The sequence below is a fragment of the Aminithiophilus ramosus genome, from assembly GCF_018069705.1.
Taxonomy (GTDB): domain Bacteria; phylum Synergistota; class Synergistia; order Synergistales; family Aminithiophilaceae; genus Aminithiophilus; species Aminithiophilus ramosus.
Genome location: NZ_CP072943.1, coordinates 125640 through 150013 on the forward strand (window position 1 = coordinate 125640; position 24374 = coordinate 150013).

18 protein-coding genes are annotated in these 24374 nt (G+C 66.2%); 4 read left to right on the forward strand and 14 right to left on the reverse strand.

Annotation, left to right across the window (positions count from 1 at the left end; all coding sequences use genetic code 11):
- Position 1: 1 nt before the first annotated feature.
- Entirely contained in the window at positions 2–631 is a 630-nt protein-coding gene (locus tag KAR29_RS00575; RefSeq protein ID WP_274373715.1) for a TetR/AcrR family transcriptional regulator, read from the reverse strand.
- 241 nt (positions 632–872) lie between these two features.
- Here KAR29_RS00575 and KAR29_RS00580 point away from each other — a divergent pair, with 241 nt between their 5' ends.
- Positions 873–2030 carry an aminotransferase class V-fold PLP-dependent enzyme gene (locus tag KAR29_RS00580; RefSeq protein ID WP_274373716.1) on the forward strand — a complete coding sequence of 386 codons (1158 nt, stop codon included), beginning with the start codon at positions 873–875 and terminating at the stop codon, positions 2028–2030.
- A gap of 715 nt (positions 2031–2745) precedes the next feature.
- Here the strand turns inward: KAR29_RS00580 and KAR29_RS00585 are convergent.
- From KAR29_RS00585 to KAR29_RS00600, 4 genes are all read right to left on the reverse strand, one after another.
- Positions 2746–3066 (reverse strand): ArsR/SmtB family transcription factor, encoded by a 321-nt coding sequence (locus KAR29_RS00585; protein WP_274373717.1) that lies wholly within the window; start codon positions 3064–3066, stop codon positions 2746–2748.
- Between the two features lie 90 nt (positions 3067–3156).
- Entirely contained in the window at positions 3157–5289 is a 2133-nt protein-coding gene (locus tag KAR29_RS00590) for a methyl-accepting chemotaxis protein (protein WP_274373718.1), read from the reverse strand.
- A gap of 278 nt (positions 5290–5567) precedes the next feature.
- The gene (locus KAR29_RS00595; protein WP_274373719.1) at positions 5568–6311 is read right to left on the reverse strand and encodes a transposase; all 744 of its coding nucleotides are present in this window, start codon (positions 6309–6311) and stop codon (positions 5568–5570) included.
- Positions 6241–6894 carry a hypothetical protein gene (locus KAR29_RS00600; RefSeq protein ID WP_274373720.1) on the reverse strand — a complete coding sequence of 218 codons (654 nt, stop codon included), beginning with the start codon at positions 6892–6894 and terminating at the stop codon, positions 6241–6243. Before KAR29_RS00600 ends, KAR29_RS00595 begins: the two co-directional genes overlap by 71 nt.
- Before the next feature lie 209 nt (positions 6895–7103).
- Between KAR29_RS00600 and clpB the strand changes: the two genes are divergently transcribed.
- Positions 7104–9704, forward strand: coding sequence for an ATP-dependent chaperone ClpB (gene clpB / locus KAR29_RS00605; RefSeq protein ID WP_274373721.1), 2601 nt, complete (start codon positions 7104–7106; stop codon positions 9702–9704).
- A gap of 200 nt (positions 9705–9904) precedes the next feature.
- Here the strand turns inward: clpB and KAR29_RS00610 are convergent, their stop codons facing one another.
- Positions 9905–10672, reverse strand: coding sequence for a 4Fe-4S binding protein (locus tag KAR29_RS00610; protein WP_274373722.1), 768 nt, complete (start codon positions 10670–10672; stop codon positions 9905–9907).
- A gap of 367 nt (positions 10673–11039) precedes the next feature.
- Here KAR29_RS00610 and KAR29_RS00615 point away from each other — a divergent pair, with 367 nt between their 5' ends.
- Positions 11040–13184, forward strand: coding sequence for a methyl-accepting chemotaxis protein (locus KAR29_RS00615; protein ID WP_274374886.1), 2145 nt, complete (start codon positions 11040–11042; stop codon positions 13182–13184).
- Positions 13185–13500: 316 nt separating this feature from the next.
- Here the strand turns inward: KAR29_RS00615 and KAR29_RS00620 are convergent, their stop codons facing one another.
- The 8 genes from KAR29_RS00620 to KAR29_RS00655 all read right to left on the reverse strand — a co-directional run bounded on the left by KAR29_RS00620 (position 13501) and on the right by KAR29_RS00655 (position 22408).
- Positions 13501–14322, reverse strand: coding sequence for a M55 family metallopeptidase (locus tag KAR29_RS00620; protein WP_274373723.1), 822 nt, complete (start codon positions 14320–14322; stop codon positions 13501–13503).
- 143 nt (positions 14323–14465) lie between these two features.
- Entirely contained in the window at positions 14466–15398 is a 933-nt protein-coding gene (locus KAR29_RS00625; protein ID WP_274373724.1) for a S66 peptidase family protein, read from the reverse strand.
- A 245-nt stretch (positions 15399–15643) separates the two neighbouring features.
- A complete protein-coding gene (locus tag KAR29_RS00630; RefSeq protein WP_274373725.1) occupies positions 15644–16618 on the reverse strand; it encodes an ABC transporter ATP-binding protein in 975 nt (324 codons plus the stop codon).
- Positions 16615–17676: an ABC transporter ATP-binding protein gene (locus KAR29_RS00635; protein WP_274373726.1), complete on the reverse strand. Its 1062-nt coding sequence runs from the start codon at positions 17674–17676 to the stop codon at positions 16615–16617. The genes KAR29_RS00630 and KAR29_RS00635 overlap by 4 nt, the downstream gene beginning before the upstream one ends.
- Before the next feature lie 13 nt (positions 17677–17689).
- The gene (locus KAR29_RS00640) at positions 17690–18622 is read right to left on the reverse strand and encodes an ABC transporter permease (protein WP_274373727.1); all 933 of its coding nucleotides are present in this window, start codon (positions 18620–18622) and stop codon (positions 17690–17692) included.
- Between the two features lie 12 nt (positions 18623–18634).
- Positions 18635–19555 carry an ABC transporter permease gene (locus KAR29_RS00645; protein ID WP_274373728.1) on the reverse strand — a complete coding sequence of 307 codons (921 nt, stop codon included), beginning with the start codon at positions 19553–19555 and terminating at the stop codon, positions 18635–18637.
- 60 nt (positions 19556–19615) lie between these two features.
- Complete coding sequence (locus KAR29_RS00650; RefSeq protein WP_274373729.1) at positions 19616–21208, reverse strand: ABC transporter substrate-binding protein; 1593 nt, start codon at positions 21206–21208, stop codon at positions 19616–19618.
- A gap of 177 nt (positions 21209–21385) precedes the next feature.
- Entirely contained in the window at positions 21386–22408 is a 1023-nt protein-coding gene (locus tag KAR29_RS00655) for a dipeptidase (protein WP_274373730.1), read from the reverse strand.
- 821 nt (positions 22409–23229) lie between these two features.
- On the opposite strand from KAR29_RS00655, the gene KAR29_RS00660 reads away from it, so the two are divergent.
- Complete coding sequence (locus KAR29_RS00660; RefSeq protein WP_274373731.1) at positions 23230–24135, forward strand: diaminopimelate dehydrogenase; 906 nt, start codon at positions 23230–23232, stop codon at positions 24133–24135.
- Positions 24136–24374: the final 239 nt, after the last annotated feature.

Here is a 24374-nt window from a genome sequence, read left to right on the forward strand (position 1 = left end):
CTCAGGCCTCCTTCTCTTTCTCTCCTCCCAGGGGGGCGAGGCCTCTCCTGATGACGGCCGTGATCTGGTCCAGATAGGCGTCGTCGGAGAGGGGCTCGTAACTTCCCTGGCGGACATGTTCCTCCATGTGGCCCCGAAACTCCCACCAGACGTGGACGGCGCCGCTGATCAGGGCCGTTATGGCCAGGGGGGAGATGTCGTCTCGGATCTCTTTCCGCCTCTGGGCCTCGACGAGAGAGGTCCGGTACCAGCGGTGGATCTCCTCTTCTCCGCCCCAGGGGGCGTCGTCTCCGGCCAGGCGTCCCCAGTTGGCGATCCTGACCATCGTCGGATTGTCCCGGTAGAAGGCGAAGGCCGCTTCGATCATGACGTCGACGAAGGCCCCGGCCCCCCCTTTCGGTAGGGGGGACCCGTCCAGGTTGGCCTGCCAGCGCCTCACGATGTCGTCTTTCACCGCCTCGTAGAGCCCCTCCTTGGTCTGGAAGTGAAAAAGAATCAGAGGTCCCGAAAGGCCGCTCCGCTCGGCCACCTCGCGGATCGTCGTCCCGTCGAAGCCCCTCTCGGCGAAAAGCTCCTCGGCCGCTCCGAGAATCTTCCGCCTCGTTCCCTCTCCGTCCCGTGCCGCCGCCATGGCCTTCCTCCTCCTCGACGTTCTCGTCGAACATACTTAGCGCTCAGTAAGTTTGACATATAAAACAAGCCTGTCAAGTCCCCTCCCTCCGACAAGGGGGCGCGGCGCCTCCGGGGCCGCCTTGCGTGGCCGGCCCGAGAGGGCAAGCCCCCTTCGGCTCCTGCCGGCAGAGCTTTTGGGGAGGGGGATGGGGGGGTGGTATGATGTAAAAAAATAAAGCCCATAAGGGAAGGTGATTCTGTTGTCGGTCTACATGAACAACGCCGCCACGACGTGGCCCAAGCCGGAGCCCGTGGCGCGGGCCATGTACGATTTTCTCGCCTCGGGAGGCGCCAATCTGGCCCGGGGGTCGGCCTCGAGGCGCGACCTGGAGACGATGGATCTCGTCGGCGACGTCCGGGAGCGTCTGGCCCGGTTTTTCGGCGGCCACGAAAAGGGCGACCCCCGCTACGTCACCTTCTCCCTCAACGTGACGGAGGCCCTCAACGTCATCTTCCGGGGCTTCCTGCGGCCGGGGATGGCCGTCGTCACCACGTCGATGGAGCACAACGCCGTCGTCCGCCCCCTGCGCCGCCTCGAGGAGGAAGGGACGTCCCTGACGATCCTTCCCTGCGACCCGAGGGGCCGCCTCGACCCGTCGCTTCTGAGGGAGCGCCTCCGCGAGGGGGCCGACCTCTTCGTCCTCTCCCATGCCAGCAACCTCTGCGGGACCGTCCAGGACCTGGAGGCCGTCGCCGAGATCTGCCGCGACGCCTCGGTCCCCCTCGTCGTCGACGCGGCCCAGACGGCAGGTCTCCTTCCCCTCGACGCGGCGGCCCTCGACGTGGCGGCCCTCTGTTTCACGGGTCACAAGGGACTCATGGGTCCCCAGGGAACGGGAGGCATCGTCTGGCGTCCCGATTTCGCCCGGGCCTGTCGTCCCCTCGTCGACGGAGGGACGGGAAGCCGCTCCCACGAGGAGCGCCAGCCCGACATGCTTCCCGACAAGTTCGAATCGGGAACGCCCAACCTTCCGGGCCTGGCCGGCCTGCGGGCGGCCCTGATCTGGCTGGAAAAAGAGGGAGTGGCCTCGATCAGGAGGCACGAGGAGGTCCTCGGCTCCCGTCTTCTCGAGGGGCTCCGGGCCCTTCCCGGTGCGACTCTCTACGGCCTTGAGGGGACGGAGGGGAGACTGCCCGTCTTCGCCCTCAACCTGGCCTCCATGGACAACGGTACCCTGGCCGCGGAGCTGACCGATCGATGGGAGATCGAGAGCCGCCCCGGCCTCCACTGCGCCCCCCTGGCTCACAGGACCCTGGGCAGCTTCCCTCAAGGGGCGCTGCGCCTCTCGCCGGGCTACTTCACCGAAGAGGCCGAGATCGATCTCTGCCTCGAGGGACTGAGCGAACTGGCCCGGTAGGGGAGAGTCTCTGCGACGAGGTCACGGCGGAAACGCCCCGCTTCCTGCGCCCCTTCCTCTCCGCGTCGGGCCGCGGCGGAAAGGGAGCGAGAAGAGGGGTAAAAGAGAGGGAGGGACGGGTCTGGCCGTCCCTCCCTCTCTTTTACCCCTCTTCGACGAAGCGGAAGCGGTACCGTCCCCGCCCCTCGACGTGGAAGAGAAAATCGCCCTCCTCGTTGGGAGGCGTCTTCTCCAGTCTGTCCAAGGTTTCCCGCGAGATCCAGCAGGTCAGGTCGCTCCCCTCGACGGAGAAGGCCTCGAACGTCTCCCTGTCCTCTTCCTCCGGCTTTCCGAAAAGGCCCGACGGGCCTTTGAAAACCGTTCATCATCCGGCGATGATGGTGGCCCAGACGATGCGGAAGTCGTCGCCGTGATCCTTGACGTGTTCGAGCCAGTAGGCCGACGTGATGCGAAGGGTCCTCATTGCGCACCCCCTTTATGTCTATGTGGTCCATTAAGCACAAAAAGAGAACCTCAAAAAAAGGTCCGAAGGCAAGTCGAGAGCTGCCCCCGATCGGCAGGCTCGCCGGGACGGACTCGGCGCTTATCCGAAATCCGCCTGGACAGGCCCGTCATGCCGGTTCAAGGCGAATCCTTCAGCCCCCCGGTCGCGTCCCGGCCGGGCGAGGTTCCCGCTTTTTTGTCCGCCCGTTCGGGCCCGTCCCGGCGGCTGAGGTCAGTCCCTGTCGTCGATCTGCCGCAGGCTCTCCAGGGCCTCTTTGCGGATCGCTCCGTCGAGGCAGGTCGAAAGCCGCCCCAGGCAGGTCAGGGCCAGGGAGTAGTGGACGTTGAGCCCCTCCTTGCGGTCGGTGATGACGCCGGCGTTGCGGAGGACGGCCAGATGCTTGCTGATCGTCGTCCGGTCGCAGGGGAACCACTGAGCGATCTCGCAGACGCATCGCTCTCCCTCCATGAGCCGTTCGGCGATGGCCAGCCGGACGGGATGAGCCAGGGCCTTGAAGATGGTCACCTTCCGTTCCAGCAGATAGTCGCTCAAGGGACGTTCCCCCTCTTGGAGTGATAACCGTGACCATATTACCACAAGGGGGAGAAAAGAGGGGGCTCCCGGCGGGAGCCCCCTGATGGTTCAGTCTCCGAGGGCCATCAGGCCGCCCCGTTCCCCTTCCTTGAGGACGTAGATGCGGACGGCCTCGGCGAGGTCGTCGACGACCTTGCCCTGTTCGTTCCGGATGCCCTTCAGGTCGTCGAGACGGCTCACGACGTTCCGGGCCGAGGCCTCGACGTTTTCGGCCGCCGTCTGGCCGTTGCCGATCTCCCGGAGGATGCTGTCCATGGCCGAGGCGATCTCCTCGCTTCCGGCCGACTGCTCCTGGGCGGCGGCGGCGATGGAGCGGATGCCGTCGGTCATGGAGTGGACCCGGTCGAGGATGCCCTCGATCTTGCGGGCCGTCTCCTGAGTGCTGGCCGCGGCGCCCTCGATGAGGCGGACCGTCTCGGCCGTGTCGCGATGGGCCGCCTGGGAGCGGCCCAGGACCTCTTCGATGGTCCGTCCCACTTCGCCGGCGGCCGTGTTGGACTGTTCGGCCAGCTTGCGGACCTCCTCGGCGACGACGGCGAATCCCCGTCCCGCCTCTCCGGCCCGGGCCGCCTCGATGGCGGCGTTGAGGGCCAGGAGGTTCGTCTGATCGGCGATGCCCGTGATGGTGGTGACGAAGGTGGAGATCTTCTCCACCGAGACCTGGAGGGAGGCCACCGATTCCTGGATGCCCCGGCTGGCCCTGTCGATGTTGGCCATGTCGCCGGCGACGCCCTTGAGGGCCTTCTGGCCCAGGGCGATCTCGCTTTCCATGGCCTGGGCCTCGCCGTTGAGCTCCGAAGAGGTGGTGGCCGTCTTCTGGGCGCCCTGGGCGACCTCCTCGATGCCGGCGCTCGTCTCTTCGGCGCCGGAGGAGACGGAGGCCACGACCTGGACCATGCCGCCGGCGTCACGGAGGGTCTTGTCCATGCTGTCGCCGATGTCGTCGCTGATGCGGTGGATCTCGTCTCCCTTTTCGAGAAGAAGGGCGCCCAGATCCTTGACGCGGCCCACCAGGCTCCGGTAGGCGCCGACGATGCGGTCGAAGGCGGCCATGACCTGGAGAATCTCGTCGCGGCTCCCCTCGTCCCCCTCGACGTCGACGGAGAGGTCGCCCGAAGCGATCCTTCCCGCCGTCTCGACGACGCGGGCCAGAGGGGCCAGAAGACGGGCCGAAAGGAACCAGATCAGAGCCAGGCCGATGACGAGGGCCGGAAGGCCCCAGAGGATCATCTGGTTGCGCATGGAGACGGCCGGGGCGAGTATCTCGGCCTCCGTCATGGCCAGGGCGAGATGCCAGCCCAGCTCTTCGACGGAGGCGATGAAGGCGATCTTCCGCTCGTCGCCGAGGCGGTAGAAGAAGTGGTCCTGTCCGGTCTGGCTGGCCTCGGAATAGCTCTGCCAGAATCCCGGGGCCGCCTCGGCGACGGCCATGCCGGCAGGGAACTTGGGGTGGCCGACGATCGTGCCGCCGTCGTCGAAGATGAAGCCCCGTCCCTCGCGGCCGAAGCGGGTCTCCTGCATGTGGTCGACGATGGGCGCCAGGGAGACGCCCGCGTAGGCGACGATGAGGTGCTCCGCGTTCCTGATCCGCTGATAGGAGCCGTAATAGGGAATCCCGCCCACGAGGGAGAGCCCCTCGTACTTCCCGCCCGGCTCGGCGATGGCGGCGTAGAGGGCGGCGTACTCCTTGCGGTCGAGGACCTCTCCCAGGGCCCGCTCTCCCTTGTCGTCCTTGATGGTCGTGGCGACGCGGACCAGGTCGCCCTTCTCCGTGCCCTGGAAGAGGGTGAAGGTCCCGCCGAGCTGGGCGTTCCAGCCGTCGACGAGGGCGCTGTCGTCGGTGATCTGCTTGAAGCCGCCCTTCATGACGAAGAGGATGGGCAGCTCGACGGAGCCGAAGACGGCCGCGTTGTTGGAGGCCATGATGTTGCCGCTCTCGAGGTCGGCGACGGCCACGGTCTGAGCCGTCGCGAGGGTGCCGCGGATCAGGGCCAATTCGCCGTCGATGGACTGCCGCAGCGAGGCGGCGAACCCCTGCCCCTGGCTGACGATCGTCTCTTCGAGACGGTTTTTGGCCGTGACGTAGCTGACGGAGAAGGCCACGGCGAGGATGGCCACGGCGACGGTCGCTGCGGCCATCGATATTTTTGCCTTGAGAGAGATGCCCCGTTTGCCTTCCATGACGAACGCCTCCTAACGGATCGTAAACTTGGAGCTATGTAAAAGTACACATGCGATAGCTCACGTTTAGTTTAGCACAGACCCCTGGAGGCGTCACGGGGGAGGATGTCAACGGCGATCCCCCGATAGAGTGGACCCCGTCGGGGATGCTGAAGCCCGGCGGAAGTTTACTTTGCAGGAAACTGGAAAGAGCCCGATCTCTTTAGGGAACCTCTCATTGGCCGCAACTTAGCCGAATATTCAAGAAGGTATCCATCTATCAATTAGGTTCTCTCTGGCTAGACATCCTCCCGCCGTCCTCTCCGGTAGCGCTCGGGCAAGGGATCGGCCCTGACGGCGCCGATCCGGAGCGAGGCCGGGTCGAAGAGGAAGCCTTCGTGATAAAGAACGGTTTGGAGGAGGCCCGTGTGTGGTGAAAGTGCTCGGCGTAGAGGAGAGGTCCCATCTCCTTGACGTCGCTTCGCGGCTCCTTCTCCAGTTCCCTGCGCACCTGGCCCGAGACGATGACCGTCAGGGCCACGCAGATGACGATTTCGACTGTGCTTTTTCCCTGAACCGATCGACGAGAGGCCGAAGGGACTTTTAAGCTCCTTGAAAAAGATCTCCACGGCCCATCGGGCCCGGTAAAGATCAGCGATCTCCTCGGGAGAGACCTTGTCCGCCGGCAGATGGGTGACGTGGAGATGATATTCGCCGGTCTTCTCGTTTTTGACGCCGACGAAACGAAGGGGACGGAAGACAGGGCCTTCCTCGATCTCCCGCACCTTCTTGTCCGTGATGTTACGGGGAGCAAAAAGTCCTTCGGCGTCGAGGACCTGGCGGCGCAGGTAGGGTTCCACTTCCCGGAGACGCCAGTGACGGAGGTCGATGCGGTTTCTCGGCCCTTCCCTCAGGTTCCGAAGCAGAAGGGGATTGCTGTTCGTCTTCAGGCGACTGATGAAAAAGCCTCCGCTATCGTCGATTTCCCGGAAGCGCTCGATCTTGAAAGAACCCAGGTCGAAAAGAAGCAGGTGCCCTTCCATCCACGCCTCCGTCGGCAGGAGGGGGCTTTCGGCCGTCTTGCCCGAGAGGTACGGAAAAGGCCCTGGGAGCGCGATTGAGAAGCCCGAGTTGAACGTTCAGCTTCGCCGCCGCGGGACAAGTCGTGCTCCTGGCGTTGGGAAAGCCCTCGGCCAGATCGGGATGAAGAGGAATCAGGGTGCTGTCGATGGCGACGATCTCCCTGATGTCGCAGGCCTCGAGCGCCGTCGCCCTCGCGGGGAGCGCCTCGAAGACGACGCGAGCCATGGCGCGCTCCAGGCATCTTTTGAGGAATTCGAGCCGTTCCGGCGTGAAGCGATCGTAGAAGGCGGGCCAAGTCATCCGGTCCGGCGCGACTTTCTCATGGCTCCGATGGAGCCGGAGAAGACACAGGCGGCTCGAAGAGCCGAAAGCGAGAACCAGATGCCAAAAAAAGACCATCGGATCGAGATTGCGGACCCCTTCGACGAAGCCCGATGCCTTGGCCTGCTCGAGAATCCACCGGCGCGGAAAGAGCCCCGAGAGCCTCTGCCCCCTCTCCTGGGCCAAAGGATTTTCATGGCTTTCAAGACTCGGCGTTCGCATGGGATCCTTCCTCCTGGTCGATGCGAGGGATGATTCCATACGGACAGGCATGTCGGGCAGGAGCCGCAATCGTCGTTCTATCCGGAATATTCGGCTAAGTTGCAGCCGATGAAGAGTCTGCAGATTCGGCAGGGCAGGGACCCCTTGTCTGATCTTCGTTGACCTATATAATAGACATAGGTCAACGAAGATCAAAGGAGGCATGGCCCATGGATCTCAGCAAATGGACGAAGAAGACTCAGGAGGCCCTGACATCGGCTCAGGACGAGGCTCTCCGTCGAGGTCAGGTCGAGGCCGACGGGGAGCATCTCCTTCTGGCCCTTCTGGAACAGAAGGAGGGGCTGATTCCCCGTCTGCTCGAAAAAATGAACGTCAACCTCTCTCTGGTAACCAAGGCGGCCGGAGAAGAGGTGGAGCGCAAGCCGAAGGTGAGCGGTCCCGGCGTGACGCCGGGGCAGATCTACGTCTCCCAGAGGCTGTCGCGCCTCCTGGCCCGCGGCGTGGAGCGGGCCAAAGCGATGGGCGACGAGTACCTTTCGGTGGAACATCTCTTTCTGGAGCTCGTCGGAGAGGGGCGCAAGACGGCGGCCGGACGGCTCCTGGCCGATTCGGGGCTCACCGAAGAGGCCTTCCTGGGCGCTCTCGAGTCGGTGCGGGGCCATCGGCGCGTCACGGGCGATTCGCCCGAGGAGACCTACGAGGCCCTGGCCAAATATGGCCGCGACCTCGTCGCCCTGGCCCGGGAGGGGAAGCTCGACCCCGTCATGGGGCGGGACGAGGAGATCCGCCGCGTCATTCGCATCCTGAGCCGGAAGACGAAGAACAACCCCGTCCTCATCGGCGAGCCCGGCGTGGGCAAGACGGCCATCGTCGAGGGGCTCGCCCAGAGGATCGTCCGCGGCGACGTGCCCGAAGGCCTCAGGGACCGGACCGTCATCGCCCTCGACATGGGGGCCCTTCTGGCCGGGGCCAAGTATCGAGGCGAGTTCGAGGAGCGCCTCAAGGCCGTCCTCGACGAGGTGAAGGGCAGCGAGGGAGCGATTCTCCTCTTCATCGACGAGCTCCACACCATCGTCGGAGCGGGCAAGGCCGAAGGGGCCATGGACGCGGGGAACATGCTCAAGCCCATGCTGGCCCGGGGAGAGCTCCACTGTATCGGGGCGACGACGACGGAGGAGTACCGCAAGAACATCGAGAAGGACAAGGCCCTGGAGCGCCGATTCCAGCCCGTTCTCGTCGAGCCCCCTTCCGTGGAGGAGACCGTCTCCATCTTGCGGGGCCTGAAGGAGCGTTTCGAGGTCTTCCACGGCGTGCGGATTCAGGACAACGCCCTCGTGGCGGCGGCGACCCTCTCGTCGCGCTACATCGCCGACCGCTTCCTCCCCGACAAGGCCATCGACCTCGTCGACGAGGCCTGCGCCACGGTCCGGACCGAGATCGACTCCATGCCGGCCGAGCTCGACTCGGCGTCGCGGAAGGTGATGCAGCTCGAGATCGAGGAGGCGGCCCTCAAGAAGGAGACCGACGGGGCCAGCGCGGCCCGCCTCGATCAGGTCCGGGAGGAGCTGGCCGCGTGCAGGGAGAGGACGGCCGCCCTGAGGGCCCAGTACGACAGGGAGAAGGAAGAGATCCAGAAGGCCCAGTCGCTGAAGGAGCGCATCGAGCAGACGCGACGCGACATCGAGAAGGCCGAGCGCGACTATGACCTCAACAGGGCGGCCGAGCTCCGCCACGGCGTGCTCCCCGACCTGGAGAGGAGTTTCCGCGAAGAGGAGGAGCGTCTCAGGTCCCGAGGGGGCGACCGTCTCCTCCGTCAGGAGGTTACGGAGGGAGAGGTCTCGTCCATCGTCTCCCGCTGGACGGGCATTCCCGTCTCGCGCCTCCTCGAAGGGGAGCGCCACAAACTCCTCCGCCTGGAGGAGATTCTCCACGAACGCGTCGTCGGCCAGGACGAGGCCGTGGCCCTCGTGGCCGACGCCGTCCTCCGGGCCCGGGCGGGCATCAAGGACCCCCGCCGTCCCATCGGCAGCTTCATCTTCCTCGGCCCCACGGGGGTGGGCAAGACGGAGCTGGCCAAGGCCCTTTCGCAGGCCCTTTTCGATTCGGAGGAGAATCTGATCCGCATCGACATGTCGGAGTACATGGAGCGCCACGCCGTCTCGCGCCTCATCGGCGCTCCTCCGGGCTACGTGGGCTACGAGGAGGGAGGACAGCTCACCGAGGCCGTCCGGCGGCGCCCCTACGCGGTGGTCCTCTTCGACGAGATCGAGAAAGCCCATCCCGAGGTCTTCAACGTCCTCCTCCAGATCCTCGACGACGGCCGTGTCACCGACAGCCAGGGGCGGACCGTCGATTTCAAGAACACCGTTCTCATCATGACGAGCAATCTCGGCGCGCGCCACCTCGTCGAAGGGCTCGAGGAGGGCGAGGTCCCGGCCGTCTCGCGCCAGGCCGTCATGGAGGAGCTGCGGGCCGCCTTCAGGCCCGAGTTCCTCAACCGCATCGACGAGATCGTCCTCTTCAAGCCCCTCCGTCGCGAGGAGATCGTCCGCATCGTCACCCTCCTTGTCCGCGACCTGGCCCGTCGTCTGGCCGACCGAGGCATCGGCCTCGACATCGACGACACCGCCGCGGCCCTGCTGGCCCGTCGGGGCTACGATCCCGTCTACGGCGCCCGGCCCCTCAAACGGCTTCTGGTGAGGCAGCTGGAGACGCCCGTGGCGAAGAAGGTCATCGCCGGCGAGGTGACGGTCGGGTCGCGTCTCCAGGTGACCGCCGACGGCGACGAAATCCGCCTCGTCGTCGCCTGAGAACGTCGTCACGAAAAACGCCAGAAGAAGGGGGCGGGGAATCTCCCCGCCCCCTTTCCGTCTTCCAGGGGTCTTCCGACCCGGGTCCGTCGATCGAGCCTGATCTACAGGAGCAAGAGCTTGAGTTTGAGACAAGGGTTTTTTTCAGATGACGCAAAAGGAAAGGGATCGACGGCCGTCAGGTCACGTTCGACAGACGCCTAACTTTCCCCCTTGCGCTTCCTTCGGGGCGTCTCGATGCGGAGCGCCTCCTGGGGGCAGGCGGCGACGCAGTCGAGGCAGCCGTAGCACTCGGAGGAGACGGGGAGGATCGCCGCCTCTCCCCTCTGCCTCAGGGCCCTGGCCTCGTCGATGAGGGGGAGGAGAAGCCTCTCCGGGGCGTCGCAGACCTGCGTGCAGAGGTTGCAGCCGACGCAGCGCGCCGAATCGATGACGATGGGGCTTCTCCCGGCGGCCTTGGCCGCCAGGGTCCCCAGAGTTCCTCCGGGGCAGATGTGGGCGCAGAAGGAGCGGGGCTCGAAGACGATGGCCATGACGGCGGCCAGGGCCAGCATGAACTGACAGAAGCGCAGGAAGAGAAGGCCGTGGAGGGAGAAAGAGGCGAAGGAGAAGGGCAGATCCTGCCGGACCGTCACGAACCAGACGATCCAGGCGAAATAGCCCGCCATGGCCAGCAGCATGGAGCCCTGGAGGACCCTTCCCCTGTTGAGCCACCGGGGAAAGGGGAGGAGGCGCAGAGACAGGCGCGACCAGATGAGGTCGATGAAGCCTCCGTTGGGACAGAGAAGGCCGCACCAGATCTTGCCCCGGAAGGCCGAGAGAAGGCCGCCGAGGGCGATCATGAGGACGCAGAACCACCACTGCTTCAGGACCAGGACGGCCACGACGAAGGCCACCATGAGCTGGAGCTGGAGGACGGAGCGGATGCCCTGCCAGCTTTTCAGGTCGATGGGGTTTTGCTTTCCCATGGATGGTTTCCCCCCCTTGAACGTTGATAGGCAATAAATACCACATGGGGTATATGTCGGTCAAGAGACGAATCCCGCTTCGAGAAACTTTCCGGGAAAGGAACGTTCGATGCGAGGCTCTGCCCTCCCTCGGGAGCGCCTTTTCCCGGCCGTTCCTTCGGTCTCGCGGGGCGTTTCGGCCCCTATCGCATGAATTAAAGAAAGGTGATAATTGATCTCCTTTTTGCTTGATGGGAATAGCGTTATTTTAAAAAATAAAACAAAATAACGTATTGAATTTATTGCCCCCCATGCTTTGATTGAAGGAAATTGGGACCGTCGCGTCCGATCGGTCCGGGGCGAAAAGGGGGGAGGAAGAGCGTTGAAAATGGCGATGAAGCTCCGGGAAAAGATCACGGCCATCGTGCTCGCCGTGGTTCTCGTCGTCTTCGGTTCCGTGGTGGGGGTCATCACGGCGGTGAACCGGAGGGAGAGCATGATGGAGGCCCGCCAGGTGGCGCTGATTCGGTCGCGGGAACTGGCCAACGAGGTGAGGCTTCAGTTCGAGCGTCCGCTCGACGTGGCCCGTTCGCTGGCCGGAGTCCTCGAAGGGCTCGGCGCCGCCGGTAGCCTCGACCGGGCCCTGGTCAACGGGATGCTGGCCCAGGTGCTGCGGCGCAATCCCGACTTTTTCGGGGTCTGGACCTGCTGGGAGCCCGGCGCCTTCGACGGACGCGACGGCGATTTCGTGGGCGCGAAAGGGCATGACGGCACGGGACGTTTCATCCCCTACTGGTATCGCGACGGCGACGAGGTGGCCCTCGAGGCCCTGGTGGGCTATGACGTTCCCGGCGAGGGAGACTATTACCTTCGGGCCATGGAGAGCGGCCGGGAGACGGTTCTCGATCCCTTCGAGTACGAGGTGGGAGGCCGGAAGGTGGCGATGACGACCCTCGCCGTTCCCGTCGAGATCGGCGGCCGTCGCGTCGGCGCCGTGGGCGTCGATATCGCTCTGGAGGTCCTCCAGGAGATGACGACGAAGATGAGGTTCTACGAGACGGGCTTCGGCCGCCTTCTCTCCCACGGCGGCATGGTGGCCAGCCATCCCTCACGGGACCGCATCGGCGACGTCGCCGGCGAGATCCAGGGCGCCGGAGGCGACGAGGTCCTGCGGCGCATCAGGCGGGGCGAGAGCTGGTTCGAGGAGTCCTGGTCGGTGGCGTTGAAGCAGACGACGTTCAAGGCCTTCGCCCCCGTCGAGATCGGTCGGACGGGGACGCCCTGGAGTTTCGGCGTCGTCGCCCTCGACGAGGAGGTCCTGGCCGCCTCGAACCGCCTCTTTGTCCTGCCCCTGGCTCTGACCGGCGTCGGCCTGGCCGTCGTCATCGCCGCCGTCTGGCTCGTGGCGGGGCGGATCGTGAGACCTCTGAGGACGGTGGCCGCCATGGCGGAAAGGGCCCGCGAGGGCGACCTGACCGTGACCCGCGACGACTTCGCCCTTCGGTCCTCCGACGAGCTGGGGATCATGGCCGACGCCCTGGCGGCCATGATCGGCTCTCAGGCCGATACGGTTTTCCAGATCCGGCATGCCGCCGAGGCCGTCGCCGCCACATCGACCTCTCTGGCGGCCCTTTCGGAGGAGACCAACGCCTCCATGGACGAGGTTCGAACCCGCCTCGACCAGGTGCTGGAGCTGTCGGAATCCAACGGGACCTCCATCAGAGAGATGGCCTCCTCGATCCAGGAGATGGCCGACGGCGCCCAGACGATGGCCCGCGCCGCCGTCGAGGGCGCGACGGCGGGAGAGCGGGTCGGCCGGACGGCCTCGGCCTCGGTGGAGAAGGTCCAGGCCGTGGTGCGCGATCTGGAGGGCGTCGGCGAAAGGCCCCGGGCCGGCGCCGAGGCCATGCACCATCTGGCCGGAGCCGTGAAGGACATCGCCGGTTTCGTCGGCGTCATCGGCTCCATCGCCGACCAGACGAACCTTCTGGCCCTCAACGCCGCCGCGGTCCGGGCGGGAGCGGCGGGGCGGGGCTTCGCCGTCGTCGCCGAGGAGGTCCGCAAGCTGGCCGGAGAGTCCAACGGCGCCGCCTCGGAGGTGTCCAAGCTCATCGGAAGCCTGGAGAAGAGCATGGGCGACTCCATCGCCGTCACGGAAGAGGCGGGGGCCATCATGAAGGCGACCGTCGACAGGGCCGCCGCCGCGGTCCGGGAGCTCGAAGAGGCCCTCGAAGGGACCCGCCGCGTCATCGACGCCATCGGCACCGTGGCCTCCACCTCGGAGGAACAGGCCGCCTCGAGCGAGGAGATGGCCTCGGCCATGGAACAGATCACGGAGGGGACGACGCGCATCTCCGGACTGATCCGCTCCATCGGCCGTGCCTCGGAGGAGACGTCCCGCGCCGCCGAGGGCGTGGCCGGTCAGGCCCAGGAGATGAACCTCCGCGGAGAAGAGCTCCTCTCCCGGATCGCCCGTTTCCGCCTCGACGAGAGAAGGGCGGGCGTTCTTCCCCTCTCCTCCGAGGTGCGCTGAGGGCCACCGCAAGGGAGAGAGGCGTCTTCTCTCCCGAGGTCGGGGCAGGAAGACAACCCGGATCGAAGGGGCGGTCCGAAGACGCCGCTCCGGCGACGGCGGCGCCCAGAAACTCCCTTTCGCCCCTTCGGAGCGGGCGTGGCCGCGTCCCCGGGAGGAGCGGCGCCATTCGCGAGGGGCGTGGGTTCTCCGCGGGGCGGCCCGATGGAGCGGCCCTGAGGGACGGGACCGACGTTCTGCGGTAGCCGGTTCGACGGGCGAGACATCGAGGGGGCGAGAGGGGGTTCCCCCTCTCGCCCCCTCGATGTGTCTTCGCCTACCGTCCCACCGTCCCGGCCAGGGCCAGGGCGGCCCGGAACCAGCGGTAGCCTTCGACGACGTCGCCGGCCCGGAAGGAGAAGGTCCGTCCCGAATGGCGCACCGTGCCGGGCAGGTTGTCGACGGCGTCTCCCTGGGCGCTGTTGAGGACGGTGAGTCCGACCTGACAGGGGCTTCCGGCCCGGAAGGGCCGAGGGGTTTTCCCTCCCTGGAGGGCCTCCCGGACGGCCGTCCGGAGTTTCTGTGCCGTCACCTCCGGAGTGAGGACTCGGGCGGCCTGCCGCCCCAGCCCCTCCTTGACGGAGCAGACGACGAGCTCGTCGCCGAGGAGGGCCCGCGCCTCGCGGCAGAGGGCCTCGTCGCCCGTCACGAGTCCGACGGGCACGCCGAAGTGGCCCGCCACGGCGGCGTTGAAGCCCGTCTCCCCCACGGCGATTCCGTCGAGGGTGACTTCGAAGGCGTCTCCCGACATGGTGTGGTCCAGGACGGCCCGGGCCGTTCCGGCCATGGCGTGGTAGGCGACGAAGAAGGCCCTGTCGGCCCCCTCCACCGCCTCGACCATGCTCAGCGGCTTGCCGGCGCCGCTGACGACGGTCACGCCCTTCGGGAGCTGGCGCACGTCGAGGTTGATCATGCGGGCGTGGGAGTCGTTGACCAGGATTTCCGTGGCGCCGAACTCGAAAGCGGCCTCGACCACGGCCAGCAGGTCGTGGCGCTGCATGGCGCAGCCGAAGGCGTAGTCGGCCTTGTCGGCGCTCACCTGCTCCCACCGGACGACGCCGGTGGCTCCCTCCATGTCGCAGCTGACGTAGATCTTCACCTGAACGGGACCTCCTCAAGAAGGGGATCTCCCCCCTGCAAAGGGGCGCGGGAAGGCCGCTGCCGGTCTTCCTGCGCCCCGCGGTCGGTTTCCTCTTCCCCTCGGCGGGCTTGCCCCGTGGAGGGGCTGTCCGGCTTTCCTGTCTAGCGGACTCCCGAATCGACCCAGAAGCTCTTCGCTCCCGCGTCGAGGCGGGCCCTCGCTCCCAGGGGGAGGGTCGTCTTCTTCACGTCGTGGCCGAAGGGGCCGTTGAGGAGGACGGGCTTGCCCAGGGGGACGAGGAGGCTTTCGAGGACCTCCCGCAGCGAGAGGCTTTTCGTCGCGTCCTTGGGCTCTCCGTCGACGATCTGGCCCACGACGATTCCCGCGACGGCGTCGAGCTTGCCCGCCATGCGGAGCTGGCAGAGCATCCGGTCGATCTTGTAGGGCTCCTCGTAGACGTCTTCGAAGACGAAGATCTTTCCCGCCAGATCGATCTCCCAGGGCGTGCCCATGAGGGCCGTCACGAGGGAGAGGCAGCCTCCGGCCAGTTCTCCCTCGGCCGTCCCCCCGACGAGGGTCTCGTAGGCGGGTGCGCCCTCGTAGGGGACGATCTCCCCCAGAGGCTCCGTCGAGGTGAGGGCCCGAAAGAGGGCGTCCTCGACGTAGCCCGACCAGGTCTCCTTGACGAACTCCGTCGTCGCCATGGGGCCGTGGAAGGTGCAGAAGCCGGCCTCGCGGTGGAGAAAGAGGTGGAGGACGGTGATGTCGCTGTAGCCCAGGAGGATCTTGGGGTTGGCCCGGAAGACGTCGGCCTTCAGGAGTCCCGGAAGGCGCGTGGCGCCGTCGCCGCCGCGGACGCAGAAGAGGGCGTCCACTTCGGGATCGGCGAAGAACCGGTGGAGATCGTCGGCCCGCAGGTCGTCGGGGCCGGCCAGATAGCCCCAGGCCCGGTTGCAGCTTTCGCCCCTTTTGACGCGGTAGCCTCGGGCCTCGAGAAGGGCCTCGGCCTGTTCCAGCTTCTCTTTCGGGGCCGGGCTCGAAGGGGCGACGAGACCGATCGTCCCGCCCTCGGGGAGGGCGCGCACTTTTTCCATGTCCTTTTCTCCCGCCTTTCCGCTTCTTTCGCTGAAAAACCCATTTTCCGTCTCCGTCGCCCGAAAGTCGATAGAGGAGGTGCCCTGCGGATCCGCAGGCCTTCCGGCGCGAGGCCCGCCGCCGTCGCTTCGGGAGGCCCCTCGAGGCGCCTCTCCGGTGCGAAGAGGGAGGCAGACGACTTCGTCCTCCGACCGCTTCGCGGCGGTGCCGAGGGGATCTCGTCCCGCGGGTTCGGTTCTCTCCGTCAGAGGGGGTGGAAGCAGGCCGTCGCGCGTCCCTCCCCTTCCGTCAGGGGCGGTTCGGCCTGGGCGCAGTCGTCCCGGGCGTAGGGGCAGCGCGTTCGGAAGACGCAGCCCGAGGGGCGGTTCATGGGGCTGGGCAGATCGCCCTCCAGAAGCGGTCGCGGCCGGTCCCGCATGCGGGGATCGGGTCGGGGCACCGCCGACAGGAGGAAGAAGGTGTAGGGGTGCCGCGGCGAGGCGAAGATTTCCTCCGTCGGGCCGATCTCCACCACCTTGCCGAGGTACATGACGCAGACCCGGTCGCCGATGCGGCGCACCACCGAAAGGTCGTGGGTGATGAAGAGGTAGGTCAGGTCGAAGGTCCGCTGGAGGTCGCCCAGGAGATTGATGACCTGAGACTGGATCGAGACGTCCAGGGCCGAGAGGGGCTCGTCGCAGACGATGAATTCCGGGTTGAGCGCCAGGGCACGGGCGATCCCGATCCTCTGCCGCTGTCCCCCGGAGAACTCGTGGGGATAGCGGCTCATGGCGTCGGCCCTCATGCCCACGAGGCGCAGCAGCTCCTTCACCCTGTCGCCGCGCTCCGAGGCGCTGCCGACGCCGTGGGCCGCCAGGGGCTCGGCCACGATGTCGGCGACGCGCATGCGGGGATCGAGGCTGGCGTAGGGGTCCTGGAAGACGATCTGCATGCGGCGGCGCATCCGGCGGAGCTTCTCGCCCGAGAGGGCCGTCAGATCCTCTCCGGCGAAGCGGACCTCCCCGGCCGTCGCCTCGATGAGGCGCAGCGTCAGCCGTCCCAGGGTTGTCTTGCCGCAGCCCGATTCGCCCACGACGGCGAAGGTCTCCCGGGGGAAAATGTCGAAGGAGACGCCGTCGACGGCGCGGACGACGCGGTTCGACCGGCCCAGGAGCCCACGGTCGACGGGAAAGTGCTTGGACAGGCGGCGCACCGCGACGAGAGGTTCCATCGTCTTCATCGCCTTTCTCCCCCTTCTCTCCCGGGATCGGCCAGCCAGCAGCGCACCTGATGGCCTTCGCCGACGGCCGCCAGAGGCGGCTCCTCCCGTCGACAGAGAGGGAGGGCCCTCTCGCACCGGGGGTGGAAGGGACATCCCGTCGGCAGCCGGAGCAGATGGGGCACCATCCCGGGGATGGCGTAGAGGCGCTGGCCCCTGGCCCCGCCGCCGGGCACGGAGCGCAGGAGTCCCTGAGTGTAGGGGTGGCCGGGCCGCTCGAAGAGGTCGAAGACCGTGGCCCGCTCCTGGATCCGCCCGGCGTACATGACGTTGACGCGATCGCAGGTCTCGGCCACCACGCCGAGGTCGTGGGTGATGAGGAGGATGGCCGACCCCAGCCGATCTCGGAGCGACTTCATGAGGTCGAGGATCTGGGCCTGAATCGTCACGTCGAGGGCCGTCGTCGGCTCGTCGGCGATGAGGAGGCTCGGCTCGCAGGCCAGGGCCATGGCGATCATGGCTCTCTGTCTCAGCCCCCCCGAGAGCTGGTGGGGGAAGGCGTCGTACCGCGACCGGGCCTCGGGGATGCCGCAGAGGGCGAAGAGTTCGATGCCCCGCCGGCGGGCCTCCTCGGCGCTCATCGAGGAGTGGATGAGAAGGGCCTCGCTCACCTGGCGCCCCACGGTCAGGACGGGGTTGAGCGACGTCATGGGTTCCTGGAAGATCATCGCCGCGTCACAGCCTCGGATCCGAGCCATCTCCTTTTCGGGAAGAGCCGTCAGCTCCCGGCCGTCGAGGCGGATTTCGCCCCGGACCTGGCCCGGAGGGGCGACGAGGCCCATGACGGCCAGGGAGGTGACGCTCTTGCCGCAGCCCGATTCCCCCACGAGTCCGACGATCTCCCCCCGCCTCACGTCGAGATCGACGGCGACGACGGCGGGGACGACGCCGCGGCTCGTGGGAAAGGAGACGTGCAGGTCCCGGATGTCGAGCAGCGCCGTTCCTTCCACCGTCTCCGTCGTCCCGCAGAGACAGCTCTTCTCCACGGCATGCTTTCCCGTCTTTTCTCTGTCGGTCATGGTTCGAGCCTCCCTACGGCTTCATGTACGGGTCGAAGGCGTCCCGCAGCCCGTCGCCGAGGAAGTTGAAGGCCAGCACCGTCAGCAGGATGAAGACGCCGGGGGCGATGGCGATCCAGGGCGCCGAAAAGAGGAACTCCTTGCCGCTGACGATGATGAGCCCCCAGGAGGGGGTGGGCGGCTGGGCCCCCACGCCGAGGAAGGAGAGGCTCGCCTCGGAGAGGATGGCCCCCGGAATGCCCAGGGTGAAGAGGACGATGAGGGAGGGGAGGCAGTTGGGCAGGATGTGGCGGAAGAGGATGACGGGCGTCTTCACGCCCATGGCCCGGCAGGCCTCGACGAACTCCTTCTCGCGGAGGGAGATGACCTGGCTTCGGACGACGCGCGACGTCCCCGCCCATCCCACGACGGCCAGGGCGATGAAGAGGTTGAAGAGAGAGGCTCCCAGGGTGTACATGACGACCATGGCCAGAAGGACGGAGGGGAAGGCCAGGACGATATCGGCGAGGCGCATGATGGCGTAGTCGATCTTGCCTCCGTACCAGCCGCCGACGAGGCCCAGGGTGGTGCCGATGGCCATGGAGAGGAGGGTCGGCACGATGCCGATGACAAGGGAGATGCGCGACCCGTAGAGGATCCGCGTCAGGAGGTCCCTTCCGAACTGGTCCGTTCCGAGCCAGTGGGCCGCCGAGGGCGGAAGGGTCATGACGTCGAGGTCGATGTCGAAGGGGCCGTAGGGCGTCAGCAGGGGGGCGAAAACGGCCATGAAGACGAGGAGGGCGACGCCCAGGGCGCCTCCGAGGGCCATGCGGTTGTTCCGGTAGGCCTGCCACACGTCTTTCAGGAGAGACGTCGGAGGCTCGACGGCCTCGAACTCCTCCGCGGCAACAGGGACGGAAGAGGGAGCGGAGAGCGGAATCTCGTCGGGTCTGATGTCTTCGGACATGGCGTCTCCCCCCTAGTCGAATTTGATCCGCGGATCGAGCCAGGCGTAGAGCATATCGGCGGCGAGATTGCCGAAGATGACCAGGACCGTCTCGAAGAGGACGGCTCCCTGAAGGAGGGGCATGTCGCGGGCCTGGATGGCTCCCACGGCGATGCGCCCCACGCCGGGAATGTTGAAGACGCTTTCGGTGATGACCGCTCCGGCCAGGAGGCTCGCCACCTGGATGGCCATGACGGTCACGACGGGAAGCATGGCGTTCTTCAGGCCGTGGCGGAGGATGACGGCCACCCCGAGAAGGCCCTTGGCCCGCGCCGTCCGGATGTAGTCGCAGCGCATGACCTCGAGAAGGCTCGAGCGGGTGAGGCGGGCCACGATGCCGGCGCTGCTCCAGCCCAGCACCACGGCGGGCATGACGAGGCACTTCCAGGAGTTGAAGCCGGCCACGGGAAGCCAGCCCAGCTTCACGGCGAAGAGGTACTGGAAGAGCAGGGCCGACCAGAAGACGGGCATGGAGACGCCCATGAGGGAGAAGCCCATGAAGAAGTGATCCGACAGCGAGTACTTGCGGACGGCCGAGACGATGCCCGCCGGAATGCCCACGATCCAGGCGAAAAGGGCCGCGGCGACGGCCAGGAGAAAGGTGTTGGGGAAGGCGTTGAGGATGAGGTCGGCCACGGGCCGTTTCAGCTTGTAGGACTCGCCGAGGTCGCCCCTGACGGCCCCCCAGAGGAAGCGCAGATAGCGGACCCAGGCGGGATCGTCGAGGTGCATCTGCTGGCGGACCCGTTCAACGACGTCGACGCTGATGTGCTCCTTCATCATCAGTGCCACGGGGTCTCCCGGCACGACGTTGAGAAGCCAGAAAAGGAGGAAGGTGACGCCGACGAGGACGGGAATGGAAACGATCAGACGCTGAAGGATAAATTTCTTCATGGGCGCCTCCCTCTTCTGGAATCGGGAGGGGGTTGCCCCCCTCCCCGCTCGTCCGACGGTCTATTCGACTTCCATCTCGTAGGCGGAGAAGTCCGACCAGCCGTTCCAGGGGACGACGAAGGTCTTGACCCTCGGCTGGGTCACGTAGAGGTGTTTGAGGGAGAAGAGGGGGAGCCAGGCGGCCTGATCGATGACGATCGTCCTCTCCAGGTCGGCGTAGAGCTTGCCCCTCTTGGCGAAATCGAGTTCGCTCCGTCCCCTGTCGAGGGCGGCGAAGACTTCGTCGCTGATGTTGTTGAAGCTGCGGGCCACGGTCCCCTTGGAGCCGAAGAAGGTGTAGAAGAAGTTGTCGGGATCGTTGAAGTCGGCCGACCACTTCTGGCAGTACATGGGCAGCTTGCCCTCCTTGCGCGTCGCGTACCAGGCCGCCTCGTCCATCTGGACGAGGGTGACACGGAAGCCCGCCGGCGCCACCATGGCCTGGACGACTTCGCTCATCTTCTGCCACTGAGAGGAGGCGCTGGCGATGAGGGCGATCTCGAGATCGACGCCGTCAGGATAGCCCGCCTCGGCGAGGAGGGCCTTGGCCCGGGCCGGATCGTGGGGAATGACCGTCTGTCCCGGGTCGTAGTGGATGAGACCGGCCGGCATGACGCCGTTCTCCAGCTGTCCCTGGTCGTAGTAGAGCTTCTCCAGGAGCTGCTTGCGGTCGACGGCCATCTGGAAGGCCTTGCGGACCCGGACGTCGTCGAAGGGCTTGATCTGCTGGTTGAAGGTGAAGTAGTAGATGCCCACGCGGGGCCCCGAGACGATCTGGTCCTTCCAGGCCTTGTGGCCCAGGAAGTAGGGGATCTGGCTGATGGCGAAGTCGCAGTCGAAGATGTCGATCTCTCCCGACTCGAAGAGCATCCGCATCGTCTCCGTGTCGGTGACGACCTTGACGACGAACCGGTCCAGTTTCGACCGACCGCGCCAGTAGCCGTCGAAGGCGGCCAGGGTGTGGTGGTCGTTGAGGACCCATTCGGTGAGGACGAAGGGCCCCGTCCCGCAGGTCGTCTCGGGCGAGAGGCCGTATTTGTCCCCCAGCGGGCGGGTGAAGGCTTCGCTCAGGATCGAGGCCTGGGGGCTGGCCATGATGGACAGGAAGGGGACGAAGGGCTCCTTCAGCGTGATCCGCACCGTGTAGGGATCGACGAGCTCGAGCCCCTTCGTCGAGTCGGCCTTGCCCTCCATGCGCTCCGCCGCGCCGTCGACGAAGTCGAGGATGTCGGTGTTGAGGGCCTTCGTCGCCGGATCGAGCATGCGGTCGAAGGTGTAGACCACGTCCTTGCCCGTCAGCTCCTCACCGCTGTGGAACTTGACGCCTTTGCGGATGTGGAAGGTGTAGATTTTCCCGTCGTCGCTGATCTCCCAGCTCTCGGCCAGCCCCGGAACCAGTTCGGATTTGCCCGGCCCGACCGTGGCGCACTCCAGAAGGCGATCGTAGACGTTGAGGGGAATCATGTAGCACGACGTGGTCATCTGACCGTCGGCGGTCTGAGGCTCCTCGTTGTAGGCCACGGTCAGAACCTTTTCGCCCGCCCAGGCGCCGCAGGCCAGGACAAGGAGCGCACAGAGCGCCGTCAGACACAGGAGCTGCCAGTTCTTCCTCATTCGAAACCCTCCTCGAAATAACGTCTCGTCGTCGGTCTCCTCGGGCCGTCGCGGCCCTCCCGCGGAAAGCCCGCGCCCTCCGAGCCGGTCCCTGCGCCTCTGCGGCGCCCTCTCTTCCGATGGACTCTCGATGGTCGGACCGGTCCTGCGGCCACCTCCTCCGGCGGATCCTCTCCGTCAGTATCTGTCCAGGATCTGACGGAAGACGCGGGCGAAATTGCCGCCGGCCACGAGGGCCACCTGCTCCCGCGAGTAGCCCCGGCTCTCCAGGGCCTGGAGGAACCGGCCCGTCTCGCCGTGATTTTCGATGACGTCATAGGTCGGAAAGCCGTCGGGCATGGAGTGAAAGGAGGGGAGACCGTCGCAGAGGTCGAAGCCGATCCCCACGTGTTCGATGCCGACGAGGCGGGCGATGTGATCGGCGTGGCGGGCCAGATCGTCGGGGCCGAGGCGGCGACCGTCGCCGCCTCCTCCGATGAAGGCGTCGAGGGCGTTCATGCCGATGACGCCTCCCCGTTCGGCGATGGCCCTGATCTGGTCGTCCGTCAGGTTGCGCATCATCCCGGGGACGAGGGCCCTGGCGTTGGAGTGGCTGGCGATGAGGGGCCCCTTGACGAGCTCCATGACGTCCCAGAATCCCTCGTCGTTGAGATGGCTCACGTCGATCCACATGCCCAGCCGCGTCGCCTCTTCGACGAGGGCGACGCCGAAATCGGTCAGCCCTCCCTTGCGCCCTTCGCGGCGGGGATGGAACCAGCAGCCGTCGGCGGCGTAGTTGCGGCGGCTCCAGGCGAGGCCCAGCCCGCGGACGCCCAGGGCGTGGAAGATGGGCAGCAGGCGCAGGTCGTTCCCCAGCGGATCGGCCCCTTCGAGGGAGAGGAGGAGGGCGATCTTCCCCTCTCGCTTCGCCCCGTCGACTTCGGCCATGGTCCGGCAGATCGCCAGGTCTTCGGGGCAGCTCTCGACCTCGGCCATGAGGGCGGAGATCTGGTCGAGGGCGCAGCGCAGCCCCATCTCGGGCAGCCAGATGGAGTTGACGTAGAGGGCTCCCACGAGGCAGTCGACGCCTCCTCGTCGGAGGTTCTGTCGGTGATAGCGGCGGAAGATGTCTTTCTCGTCGCGCAGAGACCGCTCGAGGATCTCCATGGGCATGTCGAAATGGGCGTCGAGGACGAACAGAGAATCCCTTTTTTCGCTCAACGTGGCTTGGCCTCCCTTGTTCCGGGTCGAAAGGATCTTCCGCTCCGGTCCTGTCCGTCGCCGGGGCGACGGAGACGGCATGCTCATCAACGGTGAGCATATCAAGAGTATTCTATCCCTTGCTTTTCTGAATCGTCAATCAAGAGGACATATCCAAATCCGCAGGCTCGTCAGGACAAACGCCGCAGGGTCCGCTTAAATCACCTCATCGCTGCCGGTTCGAGGCAGGTCCTTCTGTCCTCCGGCCGTTTCGCGGCCGGGGCGATGGCGTTGCGGCCCTTTTGGGGCTGCCGATGCGGGACAGAGCCTTTCGAGGGTTGGCCCTCCTCCGGCGTCAGGGAGCTCCGTCCTCGAGGCGTCCTCATCGTAGCGTAAATGGTCTTTTTGCGCCATGGCGCCTTAAATGTAAAGATGTATCCATCTGGAGAAGGCGACTCCGACCGTGGAAGGCGTGCTCGGGGCGGGGTCAAAGCAGGGTGCAGGGAAAAGGGACCTTCGCCGCGGCGGAACTTCCGAGGGAAAGGGGCGGAGTCCTCTCGTGAAAAAAGGTCTGGCGCGGCCCCGGCTTTCGGCTTGCCGGGCGGGACCTCCATCGGCCCGGCCACGAAGCGGCGGGAGGACGGAAAAGACTTGACTTGAACGCGCACCGACGAGGTGATTGGAGTGGACCTCGAATAAGCGGGTTCGACGGAGTCTTCCCGGGTGAGCCTGCGAATAGACAGAGGGGGGGCGGTATTGACAGCTTTTCCTTATCGGCCCTATAGTCGTTTTGGGTTATCTGTCGGTGAGACTTGGCTGAATGAGGGAAAGGCGGAATGGGGATGAACAAGTTGCGTGTTGCGATCGTCGGATTCGGCAACGTGGCCAAGGAGGCCTTGGCCGCCGTGCGTTCCGCTCCCGACATGGAGGCGGCGGGCATTGTCCTGCGCGATCCCGCCAAGGTGGAGGCGGTCTGGAGGGAGACGGGCCTTCCCGTCGCTCTCGACGTGAGCGAGTTGGGACCTGTCGATGGGGCCGTCCTGGCCATCGCCAGCCGGGCCATCCCCGCCGTGGCGCCCCGTTACCTGGAGAGGGGTATCCACACCGTGGACAGTTTCGACATCCACGGCGACGCCGCCATGGAGCTCCGTCGCGATCTCGACGCGGTGGGCAAGGCGCACGGTTCGGTCGCGGTGATCTGCGCCGGCTGGGACCCGGGGACCGATTCGGTCGTCCGCGCCCTGCTGGAGTGCATCGCCCCCAGGGGAATCACCTACACCAACTTCGGTCCCGGCATGAGCATGGGGCACACGGTGGCCGTCAAGGCCATCGAGGGGGTGAAGGACGCCCTTTCCCTGACTCTGCCCAAGGGCACGGGGCTCCACAAGCGCCACGTCTATGTGGAGCTGGCCGACGGGGCCGACTTCGAGACGGTCCGTGGCCGGATCCTCGGCGATCCCTATTTCTGTCACGACGAGACCTATGTCTTTCCCTGCGACGACGTGGAACGGCTTCTGGACCTGGGCCACGGCGTCCACATGGAGCGCAAGGGCGTTTCGGCCTGCTCCCACAACCAGAGGATGGAGTTCTCCATGACGGTCATGAATCCCGCCGCCACGGCCCAGGTGATGGTCTCGGCGCTCCGGGCCGCCGCGAGGCAGGAACCGGGCTGCTACACCATGCTGGAGATTCCCCCCCTCGACTACCTCTCCGGGGAGCGAGAGGCCCTGCTGCACCGGCTGACGTGACCGACGGCGAGGCCTGATCCTCTTCCTCGTCGCGTCTTTTCGGGAGGGTCTCTCGGCCCGGAAGCGACTTCGAACGCGTCGGCTCCGCCTTTTCGGTCGGTGCCGGCGCGTTTTCTTCCTCGGCCGGCTTTCTCCGTCCCTCGCGATCGGGAAGTCTCTGGCGAAAAGGAGGGCCTGCCGGAGGTCGTTGACGGCCGTCGGGGGAGATCTTAGCCCCGATTCGGGCGTGCCCGTCCGTC

Coding starts and splice junctions, on each gene's coding strand:
- KAR29_RS00625 (WP_274373724.1), bottom strand. CDS start 15,398: ATGGAAAAAGTGCGCGCCCTCCCCGAGGGCGGGACGATCGGTCTCGTC.
- KAR29_RS00660 (WP_274373731.1), top strand. CDS start 23,230: ATGAACAAGTTGCGTGTTGCGATCGTCGGATTCGGCAACGTGGCCAAG.
- KAR29_RS00650 (WP_274373729.1), bottom strand. CDS start 21,208: ATGAGGAAGAACTGGCAGCTCCTGTGTCTGACGGCGCTCTGTGCGCTC.
- KAR29_RS00615 (WP_274374886.1), top strand. CDS start 11,040: ATGGCGATGAAGCTCCGGGAAAAGATCACGGCCATCGTGCTCGCCGTG.
- KAR29_RS00575 (WP_274373715.1), bottom strand. CDS start 631: ATGGCGGCGGCACGGGACGGAGAGGGAACGAGGCGGAAGATTCTCGGA.
- clpB (WP_274373721.1), top strand. CDS start 7,104: ATGGATCTCAGCAAATGGACGAAGAAGACTCAGGAGGCCCTGACATCG.
- KAR29_RS00635 (WP_274373726.1), bottom strand. CDS start 17,676: ATGACCGACAGAGAAAAGACGGGAAAGCATGCCGTGGAGAAGAGCTGT.
- KAR29_RS00590 (WP_274373718.1), bottom strand. CDS start 5,289: ATGGAAGGCAAACGGGGCATCTCTCTCAAGGCAAAAATATCGATGGCC.
- KAR29_RS00645 (WP_274373728.1), bottom strand. CDS start 19,555: ATGAAGAAATTTATCCTTCAGCGTCTGATCGTTTCCATTCCCGTCCTC.
- KAR29_RS00640 (WP_274373727.1), bottom strand. CDS start 18,622: ATGTCCGAAGACATCAGACCCGACGAGATTCCGCTCTCCGCTCCCTCT.
- KAR29_RS00630 (WP_274373725.1), bottom strand. CDS start 16,618: ATGAAGACGATGGAACCTCTCGTCGCGGTGCGCCGCCTGTCCAAGCAC.
- KAR29_RS00610 (WP_274373722.1), bottom strand. CDS start 10,672: ATGGGAAAGCAAAACCCCATCGACCTGAAAAGCTGGCAGGGCATCCGC.
- KAR29_RS00595 (WP_274373719.1), bottom strand. CDS start 6,311: ATGGAAGGGCACCTGCTTCTTTTCGACCTGGGTTCTTTCAAGATCGAG.
- KAR29_RS00600 (WP_274373720.1), bottom strand. CDS start 6,894: ATGCGAACGCCGAGTCTTGAAAGCCATGAAAATCCTTTGGCCCAGGAG.